Consider the following 20,055-nt stretch of genomic DNA (forward strand, 5'->3'; position numbering starts at 1 on the left):
GACTCCACCCGCCGGGCCAGATTTTCGACTTACGCCAGCCGATGCATTGAGAATGAGCTTCGGATGCACTTCCGGCGGGAGCGGAAAAACGCCCCCACTCTCTCGCTCCAAGAAACGCTGGAAGCCGGAAAAGAGGATTCCGCCCTCACCCTCGCTGATGTGCTGCAGGATGGCTTCTGCATGGAGGAGAGCTGCGAAAGGCAGGAGGATGCCCAGCGCCTCCGCCGCCTCATCGAGGGCCTGCCCGCCCGGGAGCGGAAGCTTCTATTATTAAGGTATGGTCTGGCGGGGCAGCCGCCGCTGACCCAGCTGGAAACGGCAAAGCTGCTCCAGATCAGCCGGAGCTATGTTTCCCGCCTTGAGACCCATGCTCTGGAGCTTTTGCGGGCCGGTTGGGAGCAGGACTGACTCCCTCTTGCATTCCTCCCTGAACTGTGGTACAATATTAAAGCACACGAACCGTGTGTCTTGTCGGACAGCGCCTGCTGCGTGGTTCGGCATACGGATGTGGGTCCTGTACGATGGAGCCGCAGTGAACCAGGTCAGGTGGGGAACCAAGCAGCCTTAAGCGGCGCGCCCCGTGCGTTTCAGTCAGCCTGCATCCGTATGCCGAGTTACGCAAGGCGGGGGTCAAACCCCGTCAGCGCTGTCCGATTTTTTATTATCGACAGGAGGGGATCGCCGATGTATCGCGCATTATACCGCAAATGGAGACCTCAGCGGTTCGAGGACGTCGTCGCACAGCGCGGCATCGTCACAGCACTGCGCAATCAGGTGGCGTCGGGCCGCGTGGGCCACGCCTACCTTTTCACCGGCGTGCGCGGCACCGGCAAGACCACCTGCGCCAAGATCTTTGCCAAGGCGGTCAACTGCCTCCATCCCAAGGATGGCGACCCCTGCGGCGAGTGCGAGATCTGCAAAGGCATCGACAATGGCAGCATCCTCGATGTGGTGGAAATGGACGCTGCCTCCAACAACGGCGTGGACGACATCCGCGACCTGCGGGACGAAACAGCCTATACCCCCAGCGCCTGCCATTATAAGGTATACATCATCGATGAGGTGCACATGCTGTCCACAGCGGCTTTCAACGCCCTGCTGAAGACGCTGGAAGAGCCGCCTGCCCACGTCATCTTCATCCTCGCCACGACGGAGATCCAGAAGGTCCCGGCCACCATCCTCTCCCGCTGCCAGCGATACGACTTCACCCGCATCGGGCCGGAGGACATCGCACAGCGGGTCGAGTACATTGCCGGGCAGGAGGGGCTGGAACTGACCACCGACGGCGCAGAGCTGATCTCCCGGCTGGCCGACGGTGCCATGCGCGACGCCCTCTCCATCCTTGACACCTGCGCCGGCGTCACGGCAAAGATCGACGCCGACGTGGTCCGCCGGATGGCTGGCGTCACCGACCGGAGCTACCTGTTCCGCATCTCGGATGCGCTGGAAGCGCAGGACGGTGCGTCTGCTCTGGCCCAGCTGGCCGCGCTGCGGCAGCAGTCGGTGGATGTGAAGCGTCTGACCGAAGAGCTGATCGCCCACTACCGCGCTCTGATGCTGGCGGCTCTGCCCGGCGGGCAGAGCCTGCTGTCCGGCGTCTCGCCCGAGGAGGAAATGCAGTACCTTGAAAAAGGCCCTCAGCTGGGCCAGCGGGAGGCCGTCCGGGCCATCCGCACGCTGGGCAATGCCCTCGAGCACATGACCCGGGGCAGCGACCAGCGCATCGAGCTGGAGCTGGCCCTCTTCACCCTCTCTGAGCCGCCGCAGACCGCCCCCGCAGCAGCAGTATCCGTGCAGGCTGCGGCTCCTGCAGCACCGGTCGTCCGGCCCTTTGTCTCGGCCCCGGCACAACCCGCGCCGCAGCCCTTTGTGAGTACGCCCGTGACGCCCCCGCCTGCTGTGCAGGAGCCTCTCCCTGCGCCCGCCGCAGAACCGACGTCTGCACCGGAAGAGCCAGCGGTCTCCCCCGTTTCGGTTCCCGAGGAACCGGCTCCCGCGCCCGCAGAAGAAGAGCTTCCGCCCCCGCCCGACGAGCCGCCGGTGGCAGAGAGTGCACCCCTGCCGTGGGATGAACCGACCGCGCCGGTCACAGCACCCCTCCCGGAGGAAACGCCTGCTGAGGCTTCTGCTCCCACAGCACCGGCTCCGGAATACACCGCCGACCCGGCTTTCAGCCGCCCCCGAAAGGTGGCCGCAGAGGGCATCAACCCCTTCGAACAGTGGAGCGAGGTCGTCAAGCTCTTACAGGAGAAGGACCCTATGCTCCACAGCTACCTGCGCAAGTCGAAGGCTTACTTCGACGGCACCCGGGTGCTCATCGACGGCGGCAAGACCTTCCGGGACTTCATCCGGGTAAACAAGGACAGTCAGCGCCTCATCAAAAAGCTCATCGCGCAGGTGTCGGGCGTCGCGGTGCCCATCGGCCCCTACGAACCCCGCACCGCCGTGAAGCACACCTCCAACGCCGAGCAGTCCCTCCACGCACTGGAAAAGCTGGGCCTTGAGGTGAGCATCGAGGATAGCACGAAAAAGAAGCGCTAAAATGGCTTGCTCTCTCAGTCACCTAACGGTGACAGCTCTCCCAAAGGGAGAGCCAAAAGCGAAACCGCAAGGCAAAGCCTCTCCTTTTGGGAGAGGTGGCCGCGAAGCGGACGGAGAGGGCGAGGCCGCTAAAAATAAAACGAACAAACAAGGAGAACACAAACTATGAAAGCAAGAATGCCCGCAGGATTTGGCCGCCCCGATATGAACGCCCTGATGCGTCAGGCTCAGAAGATGCAGGATGACATGAAGGCCAAGCAGGCCGAGCTGGAAGCTGCCGAGTACACCGGCAGCGCCTCCGGCGAGATGGTCACGGTCCGGATGAACGGCAAGCACGAGATCCTCGGCATCACCATCAAGCCCGAGGCCGTTGACCCCGACGACATCGAGATGCTGGAAGATCTGGTGGCCGCAGCCGTCAACGCTACCGTCAAGCAGGTGGACGAGACCGCCGAGGCCGAAATGGGCAAGCTGACCGGCGGCCTGAACATCCCCGGCCTCTAAGCGGGAGGGATACGCATGGGTTACACCGCAGCGCCGCTGGAAAAGCTCATCGAGCAATTCAGCCAGTTTCCGGGCATCGGCCGCAAGGGCGCGACCCGGATGGCCTATCAGGTGCTGAGCATGTCGGACGCCGACGCCACGGCGCTGGCCGAGGCCATCCAGAACGCCCACACCCGGCTCCACCGCTGCCGCGTCTGCCAGAACTACACCGAGGCGGAGCTTTGCCCCATCTGCTCCAGCGCCAAGCGGGACCGCTCCACCATCTGTGTGGTGGAGACCCCCCGCGACGTGCAGGCCTTTGAGCGCACCCGGGAGTATCACGGCCTCTACCACGTCCTCCATGGCCTCATCAGCCCGATGGACGGCATCGGTGCCGAGCAGCTCTCGGTGAAAGAGCTTCTGGCCCGGCTGGGCAGCGGCGAAGTGAAGGAGGTCATCATGGCCATGAATCCCACCGTCGAGGGGGAGGCTACCGCCATGTATCTGGCCAAGCTCATCAAGCCCCTCGGCATCAAGACGACCCGTTTGGCCTACGGCCTGCCCGTGGGTGGCAGCCTCGAGTATACCGATGAGACGACGCTTTACCGCGCCCTCTCCGGCCGCGACGAGCTGTAACAGGCGGATTTTAGAGAACATTAACAGTCTCTTCAAAAATCGCTCTTGAAAATCCAGCAAAATGTGATATAATGACAGGACAGTAAGAAGTCAAGGAAAGGAGGCGCGCTTCATGGCACCTACCAAGGAACGTCCGGCGACCAAAACCATCGCCACAAACCGCGAGGCGCGCCACGAGTACTTCGTGCTCGAAGCGCTGGAGACCGGCGTTGAACTGAAGGGCACCGAGGTCAAGAGCCTGCGTGCGGGCGGCGTCAACCTGAAGGACAGCTGGGTCGATATTGAGGACGGCGAGCTTCTGGTCAAGGGGATGCATATCACTCCCTACGACCACGGCAACATCTTCAATCAGGATCCTCTGCGGGTGCGGCGGCTGCTGGCCCACAAGACCGAGATCCGGCGGCTGCACCAGCAGTGCAAACTGCAGGGCTACACCCTTGTTCCCCTCTCCCTCTACTTCAAGCATGGCCGCGTCAAGATGGAGGTCGGCCTGTGCAAGGGCAAAAAGCTCTACGACAAGCGTGCCGACGCCGCCAAGCGTGACGCCAAGCGCTCCATCGACCGGGCTGTGAAGTCCAACGGCAAATTCTACTAGATCTCTTTCAGGCAGCATTCCTGCCCGGAAAACCAAGCTTTCTGCGCATGGCGACATGCGCTTTATGGGGGCGTAAAGGTTTCGACGGGGGGAGCGAGGCCTGGGCAGCGGGTAGCAGTGGGGGAACTGCTCTAAACTCCTCCAAAAAATTAACTGACAACAATAATTATCAGTTGCTCGCAGCCTGAGTGCTGCGCGTTCCGCCCACTCTTGTGTCGTGTGGGGCCGGGGCGTCCTTTAGACACAGCACCTGAACGGACCTAAGCTTTGCGGACCGGCAGGAACTCATGAAGCTACTGAAGCGTTAGCCTGACGACCGGCGTGACGCGGAGGGAATGTTATAGATCGCCTGCACCCGGAGACACCTACGCTGAACTCTTTTCGGACATGGGTTCGACTCCCATCGCCTCCACCAAACAAGAGCCAGACGAACCCTGTATTTTCGTACTGTGCTCTGCCAACAGAAAAGAGCCTCGCTGTTTTGCAGTGAGGCTCTTCTTCTTTTTATACTATATCATAATCCCATGAAGTCAAGCAATACGTCGATGTCCTGACTGATGGCACGGAGATAGTCGGCACCGCCGCGTCGGCCTTCGTAATTCCGGACACGACTGCTCATCTCAGTCAGGAGTTCTGACTTCCGCACCAGAACAGGGTCCCCGATCCATTCATCTCTCTCGATAAAGGCTTCCAGCTGCTCGTATTCCTTTACGATACGAATGTTGGACAGGTTCTCCGGGAGGGTACGGGTATCGAACCAATCCGGCTGCGCGGAAAATTCCAGAGGCGGCAGCGGATCCAACGGCTCATCGGCGTCCCACACATAGGGATGCCGATCATCTTCTTCCGCCGTTTTCTTGAATCGTCCTACCCGCCCTTCGGCCTTGCCAACCGTCTCATAGTGGTCGAACAACGCCTCGGCGTCGTAGCCGTAAAGCTCGTAGGCGTCCGAATAGCGGTCGGCATAGTCCTTGTACTGGAACGTCTCTACGCTCTCCGTTCCCGGGGTAATGTCGTTCCAGATGCTCACCGCTGCCGCATGGATGGTGGGCAGAGCCGCTGTCATCGTCAGGGCCAGAACCCCCGATGCAGCCGCCGCCATGAATTTTCTTCTCATGATAAGACCTCCTTTTTTATAAGCGGTTCATCCCGGAAGTGAGAATCTCCGCACATTTACATGATTATTCCACACGTTGGAGCAGTCCTCAAAGATCTTATGCTGTATCCGTCCCCGGATGGTATTGCCGCTGACCTCGCTGGTGCTGGCGATGCCGTGCCCGAGGGAAACTTCCAGCGTATTATCCTTCAGGGCGCTGAGTCGATAGCTGATGCGCCGCCCATCGTCGCCGCTCAGGACAATACGGCTGTTCTGGATGACCGTACTGCCGTCGGCGCGGCCATTGCCCTGCGCCAGCATGGGATTCGCGCTCTTTCTGATGTCATGCCCGGCCACATCGTCCGGCTGGTTCAGGGTGATGTCGCAGTTGTCCACGACGGCATGGGTCTTGTCGCCCACCATGTGGAAGATGACCTCGCAGCGGTCCGCCCAAATGGTGCAGTGCTCCATCCGCACATCGGTGATGCCGCTCTGCCCCAGTGTGATGAACCACACCGGACGGTTGCCTGCCGCCAGACTCTCCTCCGTCTCTGTCTCATAAAAGCCACAGCCCGAGAGGACGACCTCCCGCACAGCGCCGCCCCAGCCCCAGACGGCTAAGACCTCGTCTGCACCGGACTTGTAAAAATCACAGTCCTCAAAACGGATATTCCGGCTCTCTGCCTGATCCGTCCAGTTGCGCACCCAGATGCCGCCTGCCGTGCCGCCCGTCAGCTGGCGGAATACGCAGCCCTCGAAGCGGATGTTCTCATTGACCCCGTACAGGTCGGCAGCGCCCCGGCACCAGTCGTTGGGCTGGCAGTCGAAGGTACAGTCCACGACTTCCACATTGCAGGCGCGCATCACCCAGAACAGGCAGTTGCTCTGGCAGCTGTCCGCCGCCCGGAAGGTGACATTTTCCAGCCGGATGTCGTGTGCGCAGTCCTCATTGGATCTTCCGATGATGCCGACGGCCGGGCGGTCCTGCCCCAGCGTCTCATACTGGATGTCGCTGAGCAGAACAGCCCCATCGCCCCGGATGGTCAGGCCGCTGGGCAGCTCAAGCTGGGAGGAAAAGCGGTAGACCGCCCCCTCCGTCAGCTCGAGGGGCAGACCGGCGGCGCTGGCACACTGCATCGCGGACTCCAACGCCTGCTGGTCGTCTGCCCTGCCATCGCCCCTCGCCCCGAACTGTTCCGGCGTGATGCTGCCGCTTTCCGGGCTTGCTGTGCTGCTCTGGATGGTGGAGGCGGCCGCAGCCTGCACCAAGGCTGCGGCCGTCCTTTCGTTTTTCTGTGTACCGCCGCACAGAAGCAGCACCGCTGCGAGGCCAAGGGACAGAGCCTTTCTTCTCACCTTCGATTTTTCTCCTTATCTGGGGGATATTCTTTCCTTTATTTTATCATAAACCGGGTCGGATGTACAGCAAAAGGGCCGCTGCCCGCGAGATGCGGCAGCGGCCCTTTCGGAAATTTTCAGTTCATCCGTGCGTCAGCTCAGGACTGGCAGGCGGTGATGAGGCTCATCTTGTAGACCTCGTCGGCGTTGCAGCCACGGGACAGGTCATTGATGGGAGCGTTCAGGCCCTGCAGGATGGGGCCGTAGGCAGCGTAGCCGCCCAGACGCTGTGCGATCTTATAGCCGATGTTGCCGGCCTCGATGCAGGGGAAGATGAAGGTGTTGGCCTGACCAGCGACCTTGCTGCCCTTGCACTTGACCTGTGCGACCTCGGGAGCAACGGCTGCGTCGAACTGCAGCTCGCCGTCCACAGCCAGCTCGGGATCCATCTCCTGAGCCTTGATGACAGCGTCATGGCTCAGAGCGACGGTGCCGCCCTTGCCGGAGCCCTTGGTGGAGAAGCTCAGGACAGCGACCTTCGGGTCGATGCCGAACAGCTTTGCGGTCTTAGCGGTCTCAACAGCGACCTCAGCCAGCTTGGCGGCAGCAGTGACCTTGACCTCGCCGGTCGCCTTATCGACGGTATCGGTGTAGTCGATATTGACGGCGCAGTCGCCCATAGCGATGCGCTTCAGGCCCTCTTCGCCGCAGTCACGGTCCAGAATGAAGCAGGAGCTGACCAGATGAGCGCCCTTCTTGGTCTTGACCAGCTGCAGAGCGGGACGGATGGTATCGGCGGTAGAGTAGGTGGCGCCGCCCAGCAGGCAGTCTGCCTTGCCCATCTTGACCAGCATGGTGCCGAAGTAGTTGGACTTCTTCAGCAGGGCTGTGCACTCCTCTGCGCTCTGCTTGCCCTTGCGCAGCTCGACCATCGTATTGACCATCTCATCGAAACCGGCGTAGTTCTCCGGGTCGATGATCTCAGCAGCGGAAATATCAAAGTTGCCCGCAGCGGCAGCAGCCTTGCACTCTGCCTCGTTGCCGACCATGACGACCTTCAGCACGCCCTCAGCCAGCAGCTTGCTTGCGGCCTCCAGGATGCGGGGGTCATTGCCCTCAGTGAAAACGATCGTCTTGGGGTTTGCCTTCAGCTGGGCTACCAGGGGTGCAAACATATCAGCCATTATTGATTACCTCCGAAATTACTTTGCAATTATTCCCGGGCACCACAGGTGTGCCCTTCCTTTTTATTCTAGCACAGAGTCAGAAAACTTCAAGACAAATCTTGAATTTTGTGGTATATTTTAAAGAAGAAATCCGGCGATAATTTGTTAAGAAAATGTCATTTAATTAATAGGAGAATACTGCGCTTATGGATTGGGAAACATTGAAAACCGACTGCCTCGCCTGCCAGCGCTGCCCGCTGCACACTACCCGCCGCAGCGTCGTGTTCGGGCAGGGTGTGGAGAACGCCGAGGTCTTGTTCGTGGGCGAAGGCCCCGGCCAGAGCGAGGACGAGCAGGGCCTGCCCTTCGTGGGCCGCAGCGGCCAGCTGCTGGACAAATACCTCTTTGCCATCGACCTCGACCGCGCCTCCAACTGCTACATCGCCAACATCGTCAAATGCCGCCCGCCCCAGAACCGCGACCCTCTGCCCGCCGAGAGCGAGGCCTGTATGCCGTGGCTGCGGGAGCAGTTCCGCCTGCTGCGGCCCAAGATCGTGGTCTGTCTGGGCCGCATCGCTGCCCAGCGGATGATCCGCCCCGACTTCTCGGTGACGAAGGAGCACGGCACCTTCATCGAGAAAAACGGCGTCCTCTTCATGGGCACCTTCCATCCCGCTGCCCTTCTCCGCCAGCCCCAGAACAAGCCCGAGGCCTTCGGCGACTTCGTGGCGCTGCGGGATAAGATCGGCGAGGTGTGTGTGCATACCTACTGATTAAGCCTCTCCCTCACTTTTTCCTCCCCTTTTGCATACCCTAAGACAAAAGTGAGGTGTTAAGATATGAGTGCTGTACGCAGCGATTCGATCGATTTCTTCTTAGGGACCACCACCCCCGCCGGGTTCAAAGGGTATTTTGAGCCTCTGCGGCGGGAACCGGGGATGCAGATGTATCTCATCAAAAGCGGGCCGGGCTGCGGCAAATCGACTCTGATGAAGCGGCTGGCCCTCAAGGCCGAGCAGAAGGGCGAACCCATCCAGCGCATCCACTGCGCCAGCGACCCCGACAGTCTGGACGGCGTCATCTTCCTCGACAAGCGCGCTGCCATCGTGGACGCCACCGCGCCCCACGTTCTGGAGCCGGACGCCCCGGGCGCAGAAGAGCAGGTGGTGAGCCTGTACCACACGCTGGACGCCGACGCCCTCCGCGCCCACGCCGATGAGGTGAAGCACCTCTTTGCCCAGAATGCCGCCCTCCGCAGCCGGGCCGCACGGTATATCGCCTCGGCAGGAAGCCTGCTGCTGGACAGCCGCCGGGCCGAGGCCTGCAGCGCCAACTTCGAAAAGGTGCGTCGGTACGTCAAGCGGCTCTGTGCCCGGCTCCTCCCCCGCCTGCCCGACGGAGCCGAGGCCGGTGAGGAGCTGCGGCTGCTGTCGGCCATCACCCCCAAAGGCCCGGTGTTCTACCGGGGGACGGTGCAGGCGCTGGCCGACCGGTATGTGGTCTTCCACGACGACTGCGGGGCCGTCTCCCGGCTGCTGCTGGAGCTTATCCGGGCCGAGGCGCTGGCCCGGGGCTACCACATCATCACCTGCCCCTGCGCCATGCACCCCGAAGACAAGATCGACCATCTCTTCATCCCGGCCCTCCGGCTGGCTTTCCTCACCGACAACCGGTGGCATCCCGTCCAGCTGCCCGGTGTGCAGGCCGTCCGGTGCACCCGCTTCGTGGACCGGGAGAATCTGGCGGGCTACCGCGCCCGTCTCCGCTTCAACGAGCGGGCCGCCGCCGAGCTTCTTGAGCAGGCTGCCGACCTGATGGCGCAGGCCAAGGCCTGTCATGATGAGCTTGAGACCTACTACCGCGCCGCCGTAGACTTCGACCGAGTGGACGCAGCCGCCGTCCAATGCGCCGAGATGCTGGGGCTGGAGTAGTTTAATAATATTAGATAAATAAAAGGAAGTGACCCCTATGCCCGCGTTTCGTCTGCCTGTTCGTCAGCTGGTGGAATTTCTGCTCCGCACCGGCAGCATCGACAGCCGCTTCACCGGCTTTGACCGCGCCAACGAGGGCGCGCGCATCCACCGCAGGCTGCAAAAGGCGGCGGGCGAGGGCTATGCCGCCGAAGTTTTCCTCTCCGGTGAGCGGGAAGTGTCGGGCATCACCTTCACCATCGAGGGGCGGGCTGACGGCATCTTTTCCGACGAGGCAGGGGTGACGGTCATCGACGAGATCAAGACCACCGCCGTCCCTGCCGATGCCATCGCAGAGGACATGAACCCCTGCCACTGGGCACAGGGGATGGTCTACGGGGCGCTCTATGGCCGTCAGCAGAGGCTGGACCGGCTGGACGTCCGACTCACATACTATCAGATCGATACCGATGAAGTCTTCCGCTTCCTGCGGCATTTCACCCTCGAGGAGCTGGAAGCCTTCCTGCAAGACCTTCTCGGGCAGTACGCCCCTTGGGCGCAGCGCCAGCTGGCGTGGAAGGAGCGCCGGAGCGAGAGCCTCTCGGCGCTGGCCTTCCCTTTTCCGGCCTACCGGCCCGGGCAACGGGCGCTGGCAGGCGAGGTCTACCGCGCCTGCACCGCTGCACCCTCGAAGGCGGGCGTCCGGCTCTTCTGTCAGGCCCCCACCGGCATCGGCAAGACCATGAGCGTCCTCTTCCCCGCCCTGCGGGCCATCGGCACCGGCTGCGGCGAGAAGCTGTTCTACCTCACGGCCCGCAATACCACGCAGTCTGCCGCCGAGGACGCCGTGGCGCGGCTGCGGGCGGCTGCCCCGGGGCTGGCGCTCCGGAGCGTGACCCTGACGGCCAAGGAGAAGGTCTGCCTCCACCCGGACGCCGAGGGCCATCCCGCCTGCCTGCCCGAGCTTTGCCCCTACGCCAACGGCTACTACGACCGGGTGAACACCGCCCTGCAAGCCCTTCTGGACGAGGGCAGCGGCTGCTTCGACCGGGCCGCGCTGGCCGATGCTGCGCGGCAGTTCACGGTCTGCCCCTTCGAGCTGGGGCTGGACCTGAGCGAGTGGTGTGACGTCATCATCGGGGACTACAACTACCTCTTCGACCCAGTGGTGCACCTGCGGCGGTTCTTTGACAGCGCGGGCGACTGGCTCTTCCTCGTGGATGAGGCCCACAACCTGCCCGAGCGTGCCCGCGCCATGTACTCCGCCTGCTTTTGCAAGAGCAGCCTTACCGAGGCCAAGCGCGCCCTCGGCCGGGGCAGGAGTGCTCTTAAAACGGCCCTCACCAAGGCCGACAAAGCCTTTCTGGAGGGCCGGAAAGCCGTCTGCGCCCTCGCGCCCCGGCGGGGCAGCGCTGCCCCCGGAGAGGACGGCAGCGGCCAGACCTCTCTTCTGGAACAGGCGGAGACGCCCACGCTCGCGCTGCCTGCCGCCGACTATGCGCAGGACGGCACGGTGTTCTGCAAAGAGCTGCCCTCGGCCCTGCTGGCGCCTCTGCGGGCGCTGACGGCCCCTTTGCAGGACTGGCTGGAGGACGACTCCGACGACGCCGAGGGCCACACAGCTCTTCTGGACCTCTATTTCGAGGTTCAGGATGTCCTGCGGGCAGCGGAGCGGTACGATGAGCACTTTTCCACCCAGCTCACCGCCCGGGGCAGCGAGCTGGAACTGCAGCTGCTCTGTCTCGACCCCTCCCCCTTCGTGGACGCAAGCCTCTCGACGGGGCGGGCCGCTGCCCTGTTCAGCGCTACCCTGACGCCGCCGGGCTATTACCGCACCGTCCTCGGCTGCCCCGAGGCCCGGGCCGTGGCTTTGGAAAGCCCTTTCCCTCCTGAGAATCTCGGGCTTTACTGCCTGCCCTCCATCTCCACACGCTACCGCCAGCGGGAGGCCAGCATCCAGCCCATCTCGGACGCCCTCGCGGCGCTGGCCTCCGGCCGGAGGGGCAACTATCTGGCCTTTTTCCCCAGCTATGCCTATCTGCGTCAGGTGTGGGAGGACTTCACCGCCCGCTACCCCGGCATCGACACGCTGATGCAGGAAAGCGGGCTGGACGACGCCGGGCGGGCGGCCTTTCTCGGGCGGTTCTCGCCCTGCCCGGAAAAGACGCTGCTGGGCTTCGGGGTCATGGGAGGCATCTTCGGTGAGGGGGTGGACCTCACAGGCGACCGGCTCATCGGCTGTGCCATCGTGGGCGTGGGCCTGCCGCAGGTCAGCCCCCGGCAGGAGATGCTCCGCCGCTATTACGACGCCCAGAACGGCGCAGGCTTCGACTACGCCTACCGCTGGCCCGGGATGAACAAGGTCCTTCAGGCCGCCGGGCGGGTCATCCGGACACAGGAAGATAAAGGCGTTGTGCTGCTCTTGGATGACCGCTTTGCCCAGAGCGAATATGCCCGCCTTTTCCCGAAGCATTGGCGGCAGCTGGAGTATCTGCGGGATACGGAGGACTTAAAGAAGAAACTGGAAGCTTTTTGGAAGGACTAAACCTCTCCGTCACGCCTACGGCGTGCCACCTCCCCTACAAGGGGAGCTGGCGCGAAGCGTCTGAGAGGTTGGACGAAGGACGGCCTGACCGTGAGCCGCCAAAATAAAAAGAGGCAGACGAAAGGCGTCTGCCTCTTTTTTCATCATATCATCGTCTTGTTTTTGCCGTTCTCTTCCGCATGATGTCCCACGAGGGCATCTGCCCGCGCAGGGTATCCCATGCGGTCATCCGGGTCTGTGTCTGGGCGCGGAGGCCCTCGAAGGCCTCGTCGAGGTACTGCATCTCGGCCACGGCGTGCATCGCGTGGTCGGAGACGCAGAGACGGCCCAGCGGGGTCTTGCAGATGGCCAGCAGCATGGCGTCCATCTTCCGGCGTCCGGAAGTCCCGGCGCGGTAGCAGTCGGTGTTCTCCTTGTCGTCCACCGGGATGTGCGCGGCCTTGAGCATCTCGCAGCCCTCCCACGCGGCATTGAGAACCAGCTCCCGCTGCTCCTTGGTGGCCTTGGAGAGGTCGCCCTTGCAGGCGTAGCAGAGATAACAGGCCGGCAGGATGAGGGCGATGTGGCACTTGAGCCATGCGTCCATGTCGCTGACAAAGTTCAGCTTGTACCTTGCGCCCTCGAAGGCAGTCTTGAGGCGGTAGCGGAAGACGCCCGAAAGGGGTGCTGTGGCCCCGCCGACAGTCATATCCACGCCGACATGGGCGCTGACCACCTTATCCACATCCCGGTGTCCGCCGCTGCTCTGAAAACCGAACGCGACCTTGTCCGCCGGGCGCTGCATGGCCTGCATGACCTCCACCGCGTGGGGGTCGTTGCCCACAAAGACGAAGTACTCGCTCTTATTCTGCTTGAGGATGGGCAGCACATCGGGCAGCTGCCCGGCCTGCACCGCCACAAAAACGAGGTCGTAGCAGTCGCCCGGGGCCAGCGTGTCGATGGTCGTCACCCGGTCCACCGTGGTGCGGCACTGCGCCCAGTGGCGGATCACGAGGCCCCTTTGGTCGAGCCTTTCCTTCCACTCACCCCGCGCCAGCATGGTGACGACATTCTTCTTGTTCTGCAGCAGACGGTGGGCCAGTTCACAGCCCTGCACCCCTGCACCATAGACCAGTATCCTCATCTCTGCCTGCCTCCTTTCGCAGGCCCCCTCCCGGGGCCGGAAGTCCTCAGTGCTTCAAAAACGAGAAGAAACCCTTTTTCTCGTAGGGCCTTTCCTCCGCGCCAGTCACCGTGTAGCCGGTGGCTGCGATGGCAGCCTTCAGGGCTTCGATGTCCAGCGGCTGGGCCGAGACGATGACCGTCTCGCCCTTGGTGTGGGAAGAAGTGACCTTCTCCACCTGCGCGGTCTTGCGCACCACATCGTTGATGTGGCTCTCGCACATCCCGCACATCATCCCGTTCACTTTCAGCGTCGTCTGCACCATTGGTCCGTACCTCCTGCTCCCAGATCGCGCCCACCGGGCGTTTTTCATTTTCATCATACCACACTGGTATGCTAATTGCAAGTGCCTGCGGACAGACCGCCGCTCACAGTACACGGGTGTGGTATATTTCTCCCGTATCTACGTCTTTCCAATAAAATACGCCGTCCTCCAGCGTCATGTAGCTGTGGGGACTGTTTTCCTTCGGGATGCTCAGGGAGCCGGGGTTGAGGTAGACGTTTCCCTGCCCGAACTCCGTCCACGCCGGGACATGAGTGTGGCCGTGGAGCAGGATGTCCCCCTCGGCCAGCGGCGGCAGGTTCTTTAAGTTATAGATATGCCCGTGGGTGGCGTAGATGAGCTTTTCGCCCGCCGGGAGGATGCAGTAATCCGCCATCACCGGAAAGTCCAGCACCATCTGATCCACCTCGGCATCGCAGTTGCCTCGGACACAGCAAAGCCTGTTCTTCAGGCTGTTCAACATCGGGATGACCTCCTTGGGCGCATAGTCCCGGGGCAGGTCGTTCCGGGGGCCGTGATAGAGCAGATCCCCCAGCAGGAGCAGCCGCCCGGCCCCCTCCCGCTCGAAAGCCTCCACCATCCTTTTACCATAGTACGCCGACCCGTGCAGGTCGGATGCGATCATCCATTTCATTCCGTTCCCTCCGTTCTCGTTTGGCTCCATTGTACCACGAAATGGACGCTTGAGAAGTCTTTTGTGAAAAGTCATACTTTTGACTTGACAATCTCTCCGTTTCGTGGTATCCTATCGCAGGCCGGTCGGAAGGCCGCTTTTCCGGTTTTCCTTCCGGCCCGCGTCCCGGTGCTGTCCGGCGGCGTCCCGTAACGCCGCTGTCGTCGATGCACCGTGTTTCTTTGCACCCTCTTCATAAAACCCGTGTGGATTTTTACAGCATAGATCTTGCTACTTTTCGCCACACAATGGCCCGCTTCAAAGCCGCCGTTGTGTGGCTTTTCTTGTGCGGAATTTTCAGGAAAGGAAGCTTTTACCCCCTATGAACGATACCTTTATGAAGACAAAGCCCGTCTTCCCGCTCCTCGTGTCCATGGCCCTGCCCAACGTCATCTCCATGCTGGTGAACTCGCTGTACAACATCGTGGACAGCCTCTTCGTGGCCCAGATCAATGAGCAGGCCATGACGGCTCTCTCCCTCGTGTTCCCCATCCAGAACTTCGTGAACGCTGTCGCCATCGGCTTCGGCGTGGGCATCAACGCCCTTGTCGCCCTCTACCGGGGCGCAGGCGACCATGACAAGGCCGATGCAGCCGCCACCCACGGCATGGCCCTCTCGGTGCTCCACGGCCTCCTGTGCACCCTGCTGGCCACGGCCATCATGCCCGGCTTCCTCGCCCGGTTCACCGCCGACAGCACCATCGTCTCGATGGGCGTCACCTATTCCGCCATCGTCTTCTTCTTTGCCATCGTGAACATGGCCAGCCTCGCCTTCGAGAAGATCTTTCAGGCTGTGGGCCGGATGAAGCTCACCATGCTCGCCCTCATCTCGGGCTGCGTGTGCAATATCCTGCTGGACCCCATCCTCATCTTCGGCCTCGGCCCGGTGCCCGCGCTGGGCATCGCCGGTGCAGCGCTGGCCACCGGCATCGGTCAGACCGTCACCCTCGTCCTCTACCTCGTGGTCTACTGCACCACTGCATCGCCCGTCCGCCTGCGCCGGAATGCCCTGCGGCCCGACGCCTCGCTGGAAGGACGCCTCTATGCCATCGGCGTGCCTGCTATCCTGAATCTGGCTCTGCCCTCCCTGCTGGTCACCTTCCTGAACGACCTGCTGGCCGCCTTCTCCGAGAGCTATGTGGTGGTGCTGGGCATCTACTACAAGCTCCAGACCTTCCTTTACCTGCCCGTCAGCGGCATCGTGCAGGGGATGCGCCCCCTCATCAGCTACAACTACGGCGCGAAGGAGCACGCCCGAGTAGCGAAGCTCTACCAGCTCACCCTCGGCATGAGCACCGTCATCATGGCGGCGGGCACGGTCATCTGCATGGCTGCCTCCGCGCCCCTCATCGGCCTCTTCTCCTCGAACCCCGAGACCATCGCCATCGGCCAGACGGCCCTGCGCATCATCTGCCTCGGCTTCGTGGTGTCCTCGGTGTCCACCACCTCCTCCGGCGCGCTGGAAGGTCTGGGTAAGGGCATGGCCTCGCTGGTCATCTCCCTCTGCCGCTACATCCTCTTCATCATGCCGCTGGCGTGGCTGCTCTGCCGCCAGCTCGGCCCCACCGGCGTCTGGCACGCTTTCTGGGTCACCGAGGTGCTGTCGGCCATCATCGCGTTCGCGGTGTACCGGAGGGGCGTCTCCAAGAAGTGACCTGCCCTATAGCATCCTTGCCCTCTCAGTCGCTGACGCGCCAAGGCCGGGTTGCGGCTCCCAGCGTCTGCTTCACTGTCGCTTGCATCCTGCTGGCCGCTGCCCCAACAGCTCCTCCCGGTTTCCGCCGCTGGCGGCGGTCGTCGCCGTTGCCCCCAGAGGGGGAGCCACTGGCGTGCCGGGCAACTCTGCGCTGACCGCTGGAAGTTCAATATGGCATAAAAGATAGTGCCCCGCTACAGAGGGCAGCAGCTTCGGGACAATATCCCATGTCAAGCTGTTGTGAATCTCTGTAGCAGGGCACTACTGTTTCCGACAAAATCAAACTTTGCTCGTCCCGCGTGGGCCTGACCGGCACGCCAGTGCCTCTCCCTATGGGAGAGGTGGCATTGCGAAGCAATGACGGAGAGGGCATGCCGCTACGAAAGAGCTGTCACGCCTGCGGCGTGACGGAGAGGGCTACTCCTCCGGCACCAGCGCCCAGACCAGCCGCACCATCCACGGCAGGAGGGGCAGCCAGAGCAGGGCGCAGCAGATGTTGAAGAGTGTGTGGGCGTTGGCGATCTGCCGGGAAATGATCTCCAGCTCCGGGCCTTTGGGGGAGACCAGCTCCACCAGCCGGACGAACCCGGGCAGCAGCGCCGCCGCCAGCAGGCTTCCGGTGAGATTGAAGCAGCTGTGAGCCAGCGCAGCCCGGGCGGCGTCCCTGCCCTGCCCGATGCAGGCCAGCAGAGCTGTGACTGTAGTGCCGATGTTGTCCCCCAGCAGGACGGGCACCGCCCCGGCGAGGCCCAGCACGCTGTGGATGCCGTCCGGCCCGGCCTGCCGGGCCACATTCTGCAGGAGGGCGATGGTGGCCGAGCTGCTCTGTACCACCATCGTCATGCCCAGCCCCAGCAGGATGCCCAGCAACGGCGACTCTTTCACCCGGGTCATCCACCCAAGAAAAACTTCCTGCCCCGCGAGGGGCTGCAAGGCCCGGCCCAGAATGCCGATGCCCTCGAAGAGCAGCCCGAAGGAGAATACCGCCTCTCCCACGGCCTGCCAGCGGGCCTTGCGGGCCGCGAAGTCGATGACGAAGCCCGCAAACAGCACCGGATACACCAGCTGCTGGGCGTCAAAGGCGATGAGCTGGGCCGTCATGGTCGTGCCGATGTTGATGCCGTAGATGACGGCCACGGCCCGGGGCAGCTCCAGCAGTCCGGCGCTGACGAAGCCAATGACCATGACCGTCGCCGCCGAGCTGCTCTGGAGCACCGCCGTCACGGCCAGCCCGGTAAGCACCCCCAGCAGCGGTGTGGCCGTCAGCCGGGCCAGCAGCCGCTTCATGGCGTCGCCTGCCGCCCGCTGCAAGGCACGGCTCATCCGGTCCATCCCGTAGAGGAACATCGCCAGCCCGCCGAACAGCACGAAAAGCATCTCCGTCCCCTGCACCATCCGCACACCCCCCTTGTCCCTCAGTGTATGAGGGGGAGCAGAGCGGTATGATGGGCGGAATCATTTGCTGTATCTTTTTGTATCGTTCTATGTTATAATAAATTTGCGGCCTGACCCGCCCAGTTTACCTATGGGAAGGGGGTGTGGCAAATGCCTAGTATTACTACTTTCATCCTGTCCGTCGCAGCAAATGTAGCGTCTTACTACATCTGCAAGTGGCTTGACGGATGGCTGAAGGGCCGCAAGCACTAAAAAAGGACCCCCTTTCGGAGATAGCAGCTCCGAGAGGGGGTCTTTTCTTTTGGTGCGGCGCATACCTAGTGTGCTACCACTTTCATCACCTTTATTATATGCGCTTTCCTGCAAAAGTCAAGCACCCTACAGAAAGTTTACAAGTGGTGAGGCCCACGCGCAGCAAGGCTGCTATTTCATCAGTCCCATCGTCCATGCCCGGACCAGCAGGCCCAGCAGAACGACAGCCAGCAGCACCACCGTGAGGGCACGGCTCTGGGTGCGCTGACGTTTTTTGCGGCGGACCGTGGCCGGGCGGCTGCGGCCTGTCTTCCCGGAGGTCTTCCGGCTGCGGCCGGACGTTCCCCGGGATGCCGTGCGGCCTCCGCTGCTCTGGCGCTTCCGGGCAGGGGCATCAGCCCGCGGCGTCTGAGACTTCGGGCGGCGGGGCGGCTCGTCCCCGGCCTTTTTCTGCGGCTCGATGGTCTCCGAAGCGCCGCAGCGGGCCAGAAAGTCCTCTGCCATCCGGTAATATTTCTCAAGGTCGCCGGTGGTCAGGGCCGTGCCCTCATATCCCGCCTCCAGCTCCTCCACGGCCTCGTTGAACCGGAGGGCCGCCTGTGCGGCAGCGGTCTTGTCGGAGGCGTGCGCGGCCTCGTTGCGGGCCATCCGCACCGCGTTGCAGGCGCGGCGGGCCGCTGCCGGGCGGGGCGTATCCCCCAACAGGTCCAATGGACGGGCGGCGTCCTTCTCCGGATCCAGCAGGACGCGCATACAGAGGGTGGTGTCCAGCTGCTGCCAGCTGGTGCGGCCGCTCAGCTCGGGCAGACGCTCGTAGTAGTCCGGGCTTTCCTTCTGGCGCTGGGCCAGATGCTTCAGCAGAGCGTCCACGCTGTGGGCACCGGGCTTCTGCTCCCAGTGCCAGCGCAGCAGCTTCCGGCTGATGTCGTCGCAGGCCGCTTTGATCTCGAATGCGGCTTGCAAAGCTTCGTCAGGCATAACTTTACTTCTCCTTGCTAAACCTCTCCGTCACGCCTACGGCGTGCCACCTCCCCTACCGAGGGGAGGCCTTGGCATACCGGAAAGCTTTTCCTCTTCGCCAGAGGCTCCCCTCGGTAGGGGAGCTGTCGAGCGAAGCGAGACTGAGAGGTTATCCCTAAAACAACGGCGGAGGAAGCTTCTGCCTCCTCCGCCGTACAGCGATCTACATTACGAACTGGGAATACACGAAGCCCCACAGGGCGATGCCTGCACACACGATGGCGGTGATGGGCGGCACCCAGCGGATGAGCGTCTCCGCGATGCTGTCGCGGGCGTCCTCCTCTTCGTAGTCGTCCTCCTCATCCAGCGGCTGGGCCTGTACACGGGACGGCGGCGCGATGTGGGCCGAAGGCATCACACGGGTGCCGTACTTCTCCTCGCTCTCGTCCGGCGCAAAGGCTGCCGGGTGCACCGGCTCAGGCTGACGGGGCAGGACGCGGGTCGCCTCCTGCTCCGGGGCGCTGGACATCACTCGGGTGGCCTCCGGTGCCGCAGGCGCAAAGCTGGGCGCAGAGCGCACCTCCGGACGGGGCGGGATGATGCGGGTAGCTTCCTCCTGCGCCGCACCCATGATGCGGGTCGGCTCTTCGGCAGGGGCGGCGGATGCCGTCGGCTGGGCCGCAGGCTGCGGCGCGGGCTGACGCACCGGCTCTTCCGGCTGAAGCAGGGTGTTCAGTGCGTTTTGCAGCAGGATGCGGTCGCTGCCGCACTCGGAGCAGTAGACGGTGTCCTCCTCCTTCGGGTGGAAGGCACCGCAGGCGCAGTACCAGCCATTCTCAAAGACCTGCGGCATGAACTTCATGCCGGTGCGGTTCATTCGGGCCTCGAGGGCCTTCTGCATCTCGGGACTCAGGCGGCGGGGGGCCGGCAGGCGCACCCGCTTGATGCTCTCGAGGTGGACGACCTTCTTGCCGCTGTAGACGTTCTGCAATGTAACGTCCACGCTGGTGATGGCCTTCTGGGTGACAAAGACGGCTTCGTCCATACCGAAGCTCTCGCCCGGCTTGGCAGCGAGGTCGCGGTACTCGAAGGCATCCTCGCAGAGGATGACGCCATCCACGCCCTTGCACTTGAAATGGATCTCCAGCGCCGTCAGAGTCACACGGGAAATGTTCTTAAAGGTCAGACAGACCGCGTGCTCGCCGCTGACTTCGCCCTTGAGCAGCTCCACGCAGACGAACTGCACCGGGCTGCCCGGGGTATAGTAGTTGGCCCGGGTCCGTGCGACCGGTTCAAAATTTTCCTCCACAGGACTCTCCCCTTT

18 protein-coding genes and 2 other RNA genes are annotated in these 20,055 nt (G+C 62.8%); 11 read left to right on the top strand and 9 right to left on the bottom strand.

Annotated features, from left to right (window positions below; genetic code table 11):
- The 7 genes from ACT8X9_RS06805 to ssrA all read left to right on the top strand — a co-directional run.
- Positions 1 to 408: sigma-70 family RNA polymerase sigma factor (locus ACT8X9_RS06805; RefSeq protein ID WP_444268510.1), on the top strand; the 408-nt coding region annotated here is incomplete at its 5' end.
- 97 nt (positions 409 to 505) lie between these two features.
- Positions 506 to 605, top strand: an RNA gene (gene ffs / locus ACT8X9_RS06810) — signal recognition particle sRNA small type.
- A gap of 79 nt (positions 606 to 684) precedes the next feature.
- Entirely contained in the window at positions 685 to 2,541 is a 1,857-nt protein-coding gene (gene dnaX, locus ACT8X9_RS06815; protein ID WP_444268511.1) for a DNA polymerase III subunit gamma/tau, read from the top strand.
- 165 nt (positions 2,542 to 2,706) lie between these two features.
- Complete coding sequence (locus ACT8X9_RS06820) at positions 2,707 to 3,045, top strand: YbaB/EbfC family nucleoid-associated protein (RefSeq protein ID WP_015563753.1); 339 nt, start codon at positions 2,707 to 2,709, stop codon at positions 3,043 to 3,045.
- 15 nt (positions 3,046 to 3,060) lie between these two features.
- A complete protein-coding gene (gene recR, locus ACT8X9_RS06825; protein WP_227621455.1) occupies positions 3,061 to 3,660 on the top strand; it encodes a recombination mediator RecR in 600 nt (199 codons plus the stop codon).
- Between the two features lie 112 nt (positions 3,661 to 3,772).
- Positions 3,773 to 4,255 carry an SsrA-binding protein SmpB gene (smpB, locus tag ACT8X9_RS06830; protein ID WP_227621454.1) on the top strand — a complete coding sequence of 161 codons (483 nt, stop codon included), beginning with the start codon at positions 3,773 to 3,775 and terminating at the stop codon, positions 4,253 to 4,255.
- A 66-nt stretch (positions 4,256 to 4,321) separates the two neighbouring features.
- Positions 4,322 to 4,670: a transfer-messenger RNA gene (gene ssrA / locus ACT8X9_RS06835) on the top strand.
- A 99-nt stretch (positions 4,671 to 4,769) separates the two neighbouring features.
- Here ssrA and ACT8X9_RS06840 read toward each other — a convergent pair.
- From ACT8X9_RS06840 to pta, 3 genes are all read right to left on the bottom strand, one after another.
- Positions 4,770 to 5,372 carry a hypothetical protein gene (locus ACT8X9_RS06840; RefSeq protein WP_444268512.1) on the bottom strand — a complete coding sequence of 201 codons (603 nt, stop codon included), beginning with the start codon at positions 5,370 to 5,372 and terminating at the stop codon, positions 4,770 to 4,772.
- Positions 5,373 to 5,399: 27 nt separating this feature from the next.
- The gene (locus ACT8X9_RS06845) at positions 5,400 to 6,707 is read right to left on the bottom strand and encodes a hypothetical protein (protein WP_444268513.1); all 1,308 of its coding nucleotides are present in this window, start codon (positions 6,705 to 6,707) and stop codon (positions 5,400 to 5,402) included.
- A gap of 140 nt (positions 6,708 to 6,847) precedes the next feature.
- Entirely contained in the window at positions 6,848 to 7,873 is a 1,026-nt protein-coding gene (gene pta, locus ACT8X9_RS06850) for a phosphate acetyltransferase (RefSeq protein WP_227621451.1), read from the bottom strand.
- Between the two features lie 188 nt (positions 7,874 to 8,061).
- Here pta and ACT8X9_RS06855 point away from each other — a divergent pair, with 188 nt between their 5' ends.
- From ACT8X9_RS06855 to ACT8X9_RS06865, 3 genes are all read left to right on the top strand, one after another.
- On the top strand, positions 8,062 to 8,628 hold the full coding sequence (locus ACT8X9_RS06855) for a uracil-DNA glycosylase (protein ID WP_227621450.1): 567 nt from the start codon (positions 8,062 to 8,064) through the stop codon (positions 8,626 to 8,628).
- A gap of 66 nt (positions 8,629 to 8,694) precedes the next feature.
- Positions 8,695 to 9,786, top strand: a complete 1,092-nt coding sequence (locus ACT8X9_RS06860; RefSeq protein ID WP_444268514.1) for a hypothetical protein — start codon at positions 8,695 to 8,697, stop codon at positions 9,784 to 9,786.
- Between the two features lie 37 nt (positions 9,787 to 9,823).
- Complete coding sequence (locus ACT8X9_RS06865; RefSeq protein ID WP_444268515.1) at positions 9,824 to 12,310, top strand: ATP-dependent DNA helicase; 2,487 nt, start codon at positions 9,824 to 9,826, stop codon at positions 12,308 to 12,310.
- 148 nt (positions 12,311 to 12,458) lie between these two features.
- Here the strand turns inward: ACT8X9_RS06865 and ACT8X9_RS06870 are convergent, their stop codons facing one another.
- From ACT8X9_RS06870 to yfcE, 3 genes are all read right to left on the bottom strand, one after another.
- Positions 12,459 to 13,433, bottom strand: coding sequence for a ketopantoate reductase family protein (locus ACT8X9_RS06870; RefSeq protein ID WP_444268516.1), 975 nt, complete (start codon positions 13,431 to 13,433; stop codon positions 12,459 to 12,461).
- Positions 13,434 to 13,479: 46 nt separating this feature from the next.
- Positions 13,480 to 13,737, bottom strand: coding sequence for a heavy-metal-associated domain-containing protein (locus ACT8X9_RS06875; RefSeq protein WP_444268517.1), 258 nt, complete (start codon positions 13,735 to 13,737; stop codon positions 13,480 to 13,482).
- A 103-nt stretch (positions 13,738 to 13,840) separates the two neighbouring features.
- The gene (gene yfcE / locus ACT8X9_RS06880) at positions 13,841 to 14,389 is read right to left on the bottom strand and encodes a phosphodiesterase (RefSeq protein ID WP_444268518.1); all 549 of its coding nucleotides are present in this window, start codon (positions 14,387 to 14,389) and stop codon (positions 13,841 to 13,843) included.
- A gap of 361 nt (positions 14,390 to 14,750) precedes the next feature.
- On the opposite strand from yfcE, the gene ACT8X9_RS06885 reads away from it, so the two are divergent.
- Complete coding sequence (locus ACT8X9_RS06885; RefSeq protein WP_444268519.1) at positions 14,751 to 16,082, top strand: MATE family efflux transporter; 1,332 nt, start codon at positions 14,751 to 14,753, stop codon at positions 16,080 to 16,082.
- A gap of 459 nt (positions 16,083 to 16,541) precedes the next feature.
- Here the strand turns inward: ACT8X9_RS06885 and ACT8X9_RS06890 are convergent, their stop codons facing one another.
- The 3 genes from ACT8X9_RS06890 to ACT8X9_RS06900 all read right to left on the bottom strand — a co-directional run bounded on the left by ACT8X9_RS06890 (position 16,542) and on the right by ACT8X9_RS06900 (position 20,040).
- Positions 16,542 to 17,519, bottom strand: a complete 978-nt coding sequence (locus tag ACT8X9_RS06890; RefSeq protein WP_444268520.1) for a Na/Pi cotransporter family protein — start codon at positions 17,517 to 17,519, stop codon at positions 16,542 to 16,544.
- A gap of 423 nt (positions 17,520 to 17,942) precedes the next feature.
- On the bottom strand, positions 17,943 to 18,749 hold the full coding sequence (locus ACT8X9_RS06895; protein WP_444268521.1) for a hypothetical protein: 807 nt from the start codon (positions 18,747 to 18,749) through the stop codon (positions 17,943 to 17,945).
- 205 nt (positions 18,750 to 18,954) lie between these two features.
- Positions 18,955 to 20,040: a hypothetical protein gene (locus tag ACT8X9_RS06900; protein ID WP_444268522.1), complete on the bottom strand. Its 1,086-nt coding sequence runs from the start codon at positions 20,038 to 20,040 to the stop codon at positions 18,955 to 18,957.
- Positions 20,041 to 20,055 lie beyond the last annotated feature (15 nt).

The organism is Faecalibacterium sp. (assembly GCF_052358865.1).
GTDB lineage: Bacteria > Bacillota > Clostridia > Oscillospirales > Ruminococcaceae > Faecalibacterium > Faecalibacterium butyricigenerans.

Coding starts and splice junctions, on each gene's coding strand:
- recR (WP_227621455.1), top strand. CDS start 3,061: ATGGGTTACACCGCAGCGCCGCTGGAAAAGCTCATCGAGCAATTCAGC.
- ACT8X9_RS06840 (WP_444268512.1), bottom strand. CDS start 5,372: ATGAGAAGAAAATTCATGGCGGCGGCTGCATCGGGGGTTCTGGCCCTG.
- ACT8X9_RS06870 (WP_444268516.1), bottom strand. CDS start 13,433: ATGAGGATACTGGTCTATGGTGCAGGGGTGCAGGGCTGTGAACTGGCC.
- ACT8X9_RS06875 (WP_444268517.1), bottom strand. CDS start 13,737: ATGGTGCAGACGACGCTGAAAGTGAACGGGATGATGTGCGGGATGTGC.
- ACT8X9_RS06855 (WP_227621450.1), top strand. CDS start 8,062: ATGGATTGGGAAACATTGAAAACCGACTGCCTCGCCTGCCAGCGCTGC.
- ACT8X9_RS06890 (WP_444268520.1), bottom strand. CDS start 17,519: ATGGTGCAGGGGACGGAGATGCTTTTCGTGCTGTTCGGCGGGCTGGCG.
- pta (WP_227621451.1), bottom strand. CDS start 7,873: ATGGCTGATATGTTTGCACCCCTGGTAGCCCAGCTGAAGGCAAACCCC.
- ACT8X9_RS06895 (WP_444268521.1), bottom strand. CDS start 18,749: ATGCCTGACGAAGCTTTGCAAGCCGCATTCGAGATCAAAGCGGCCTGC.
- ACT8X9_RS06820 (WP_015563753.1), top strand. CDS start 2,707: ATGAAAGCAAGAATGCCCGCAGGATTTGGCCGCCCCGATATGAACGCC.
- smpB (WP_227621454.1), top strand. CDS start 3,773: ATGGCACCTACCAAGGAACGTCCGGCGACCAAAACCATCGCCACAAAC.
- ACT8X9_RS06865 (WP_444268515.1), top strand. CDS start 9,824: ATGCCCGCGTTTCGTCTGCCTGTTCGTCAGCTGGTGGAATTTCTGCTC.
- ACT8X9_RS06860 (WP_444268514.1), top strand. CDS start 8,695: ATGAGTGCTGTACGCAGCGATTCGATCGATTTCTTCTTAGGGACCACC.
- yfcE (WP_444268518.1), bottom strand. CDS start 14,389: ATGAAATGGATGATCGCATCCGACCTGCACGGGTCGGCGTACTATGGT.
- ACT8X9_RS06885 (WP_444268519.1), top strand. CDS start 14,751: ATGAACGATACCTTTATGAAGACAAAGCCCGTCTTCCCGCTCCTCGTG.
- dnaX (WP_444268511.1), top strand. CDS start 685: ATGTATCGCGCATTATACCGCAAATGGAGACCTCAGCGGTTCGAGGAC.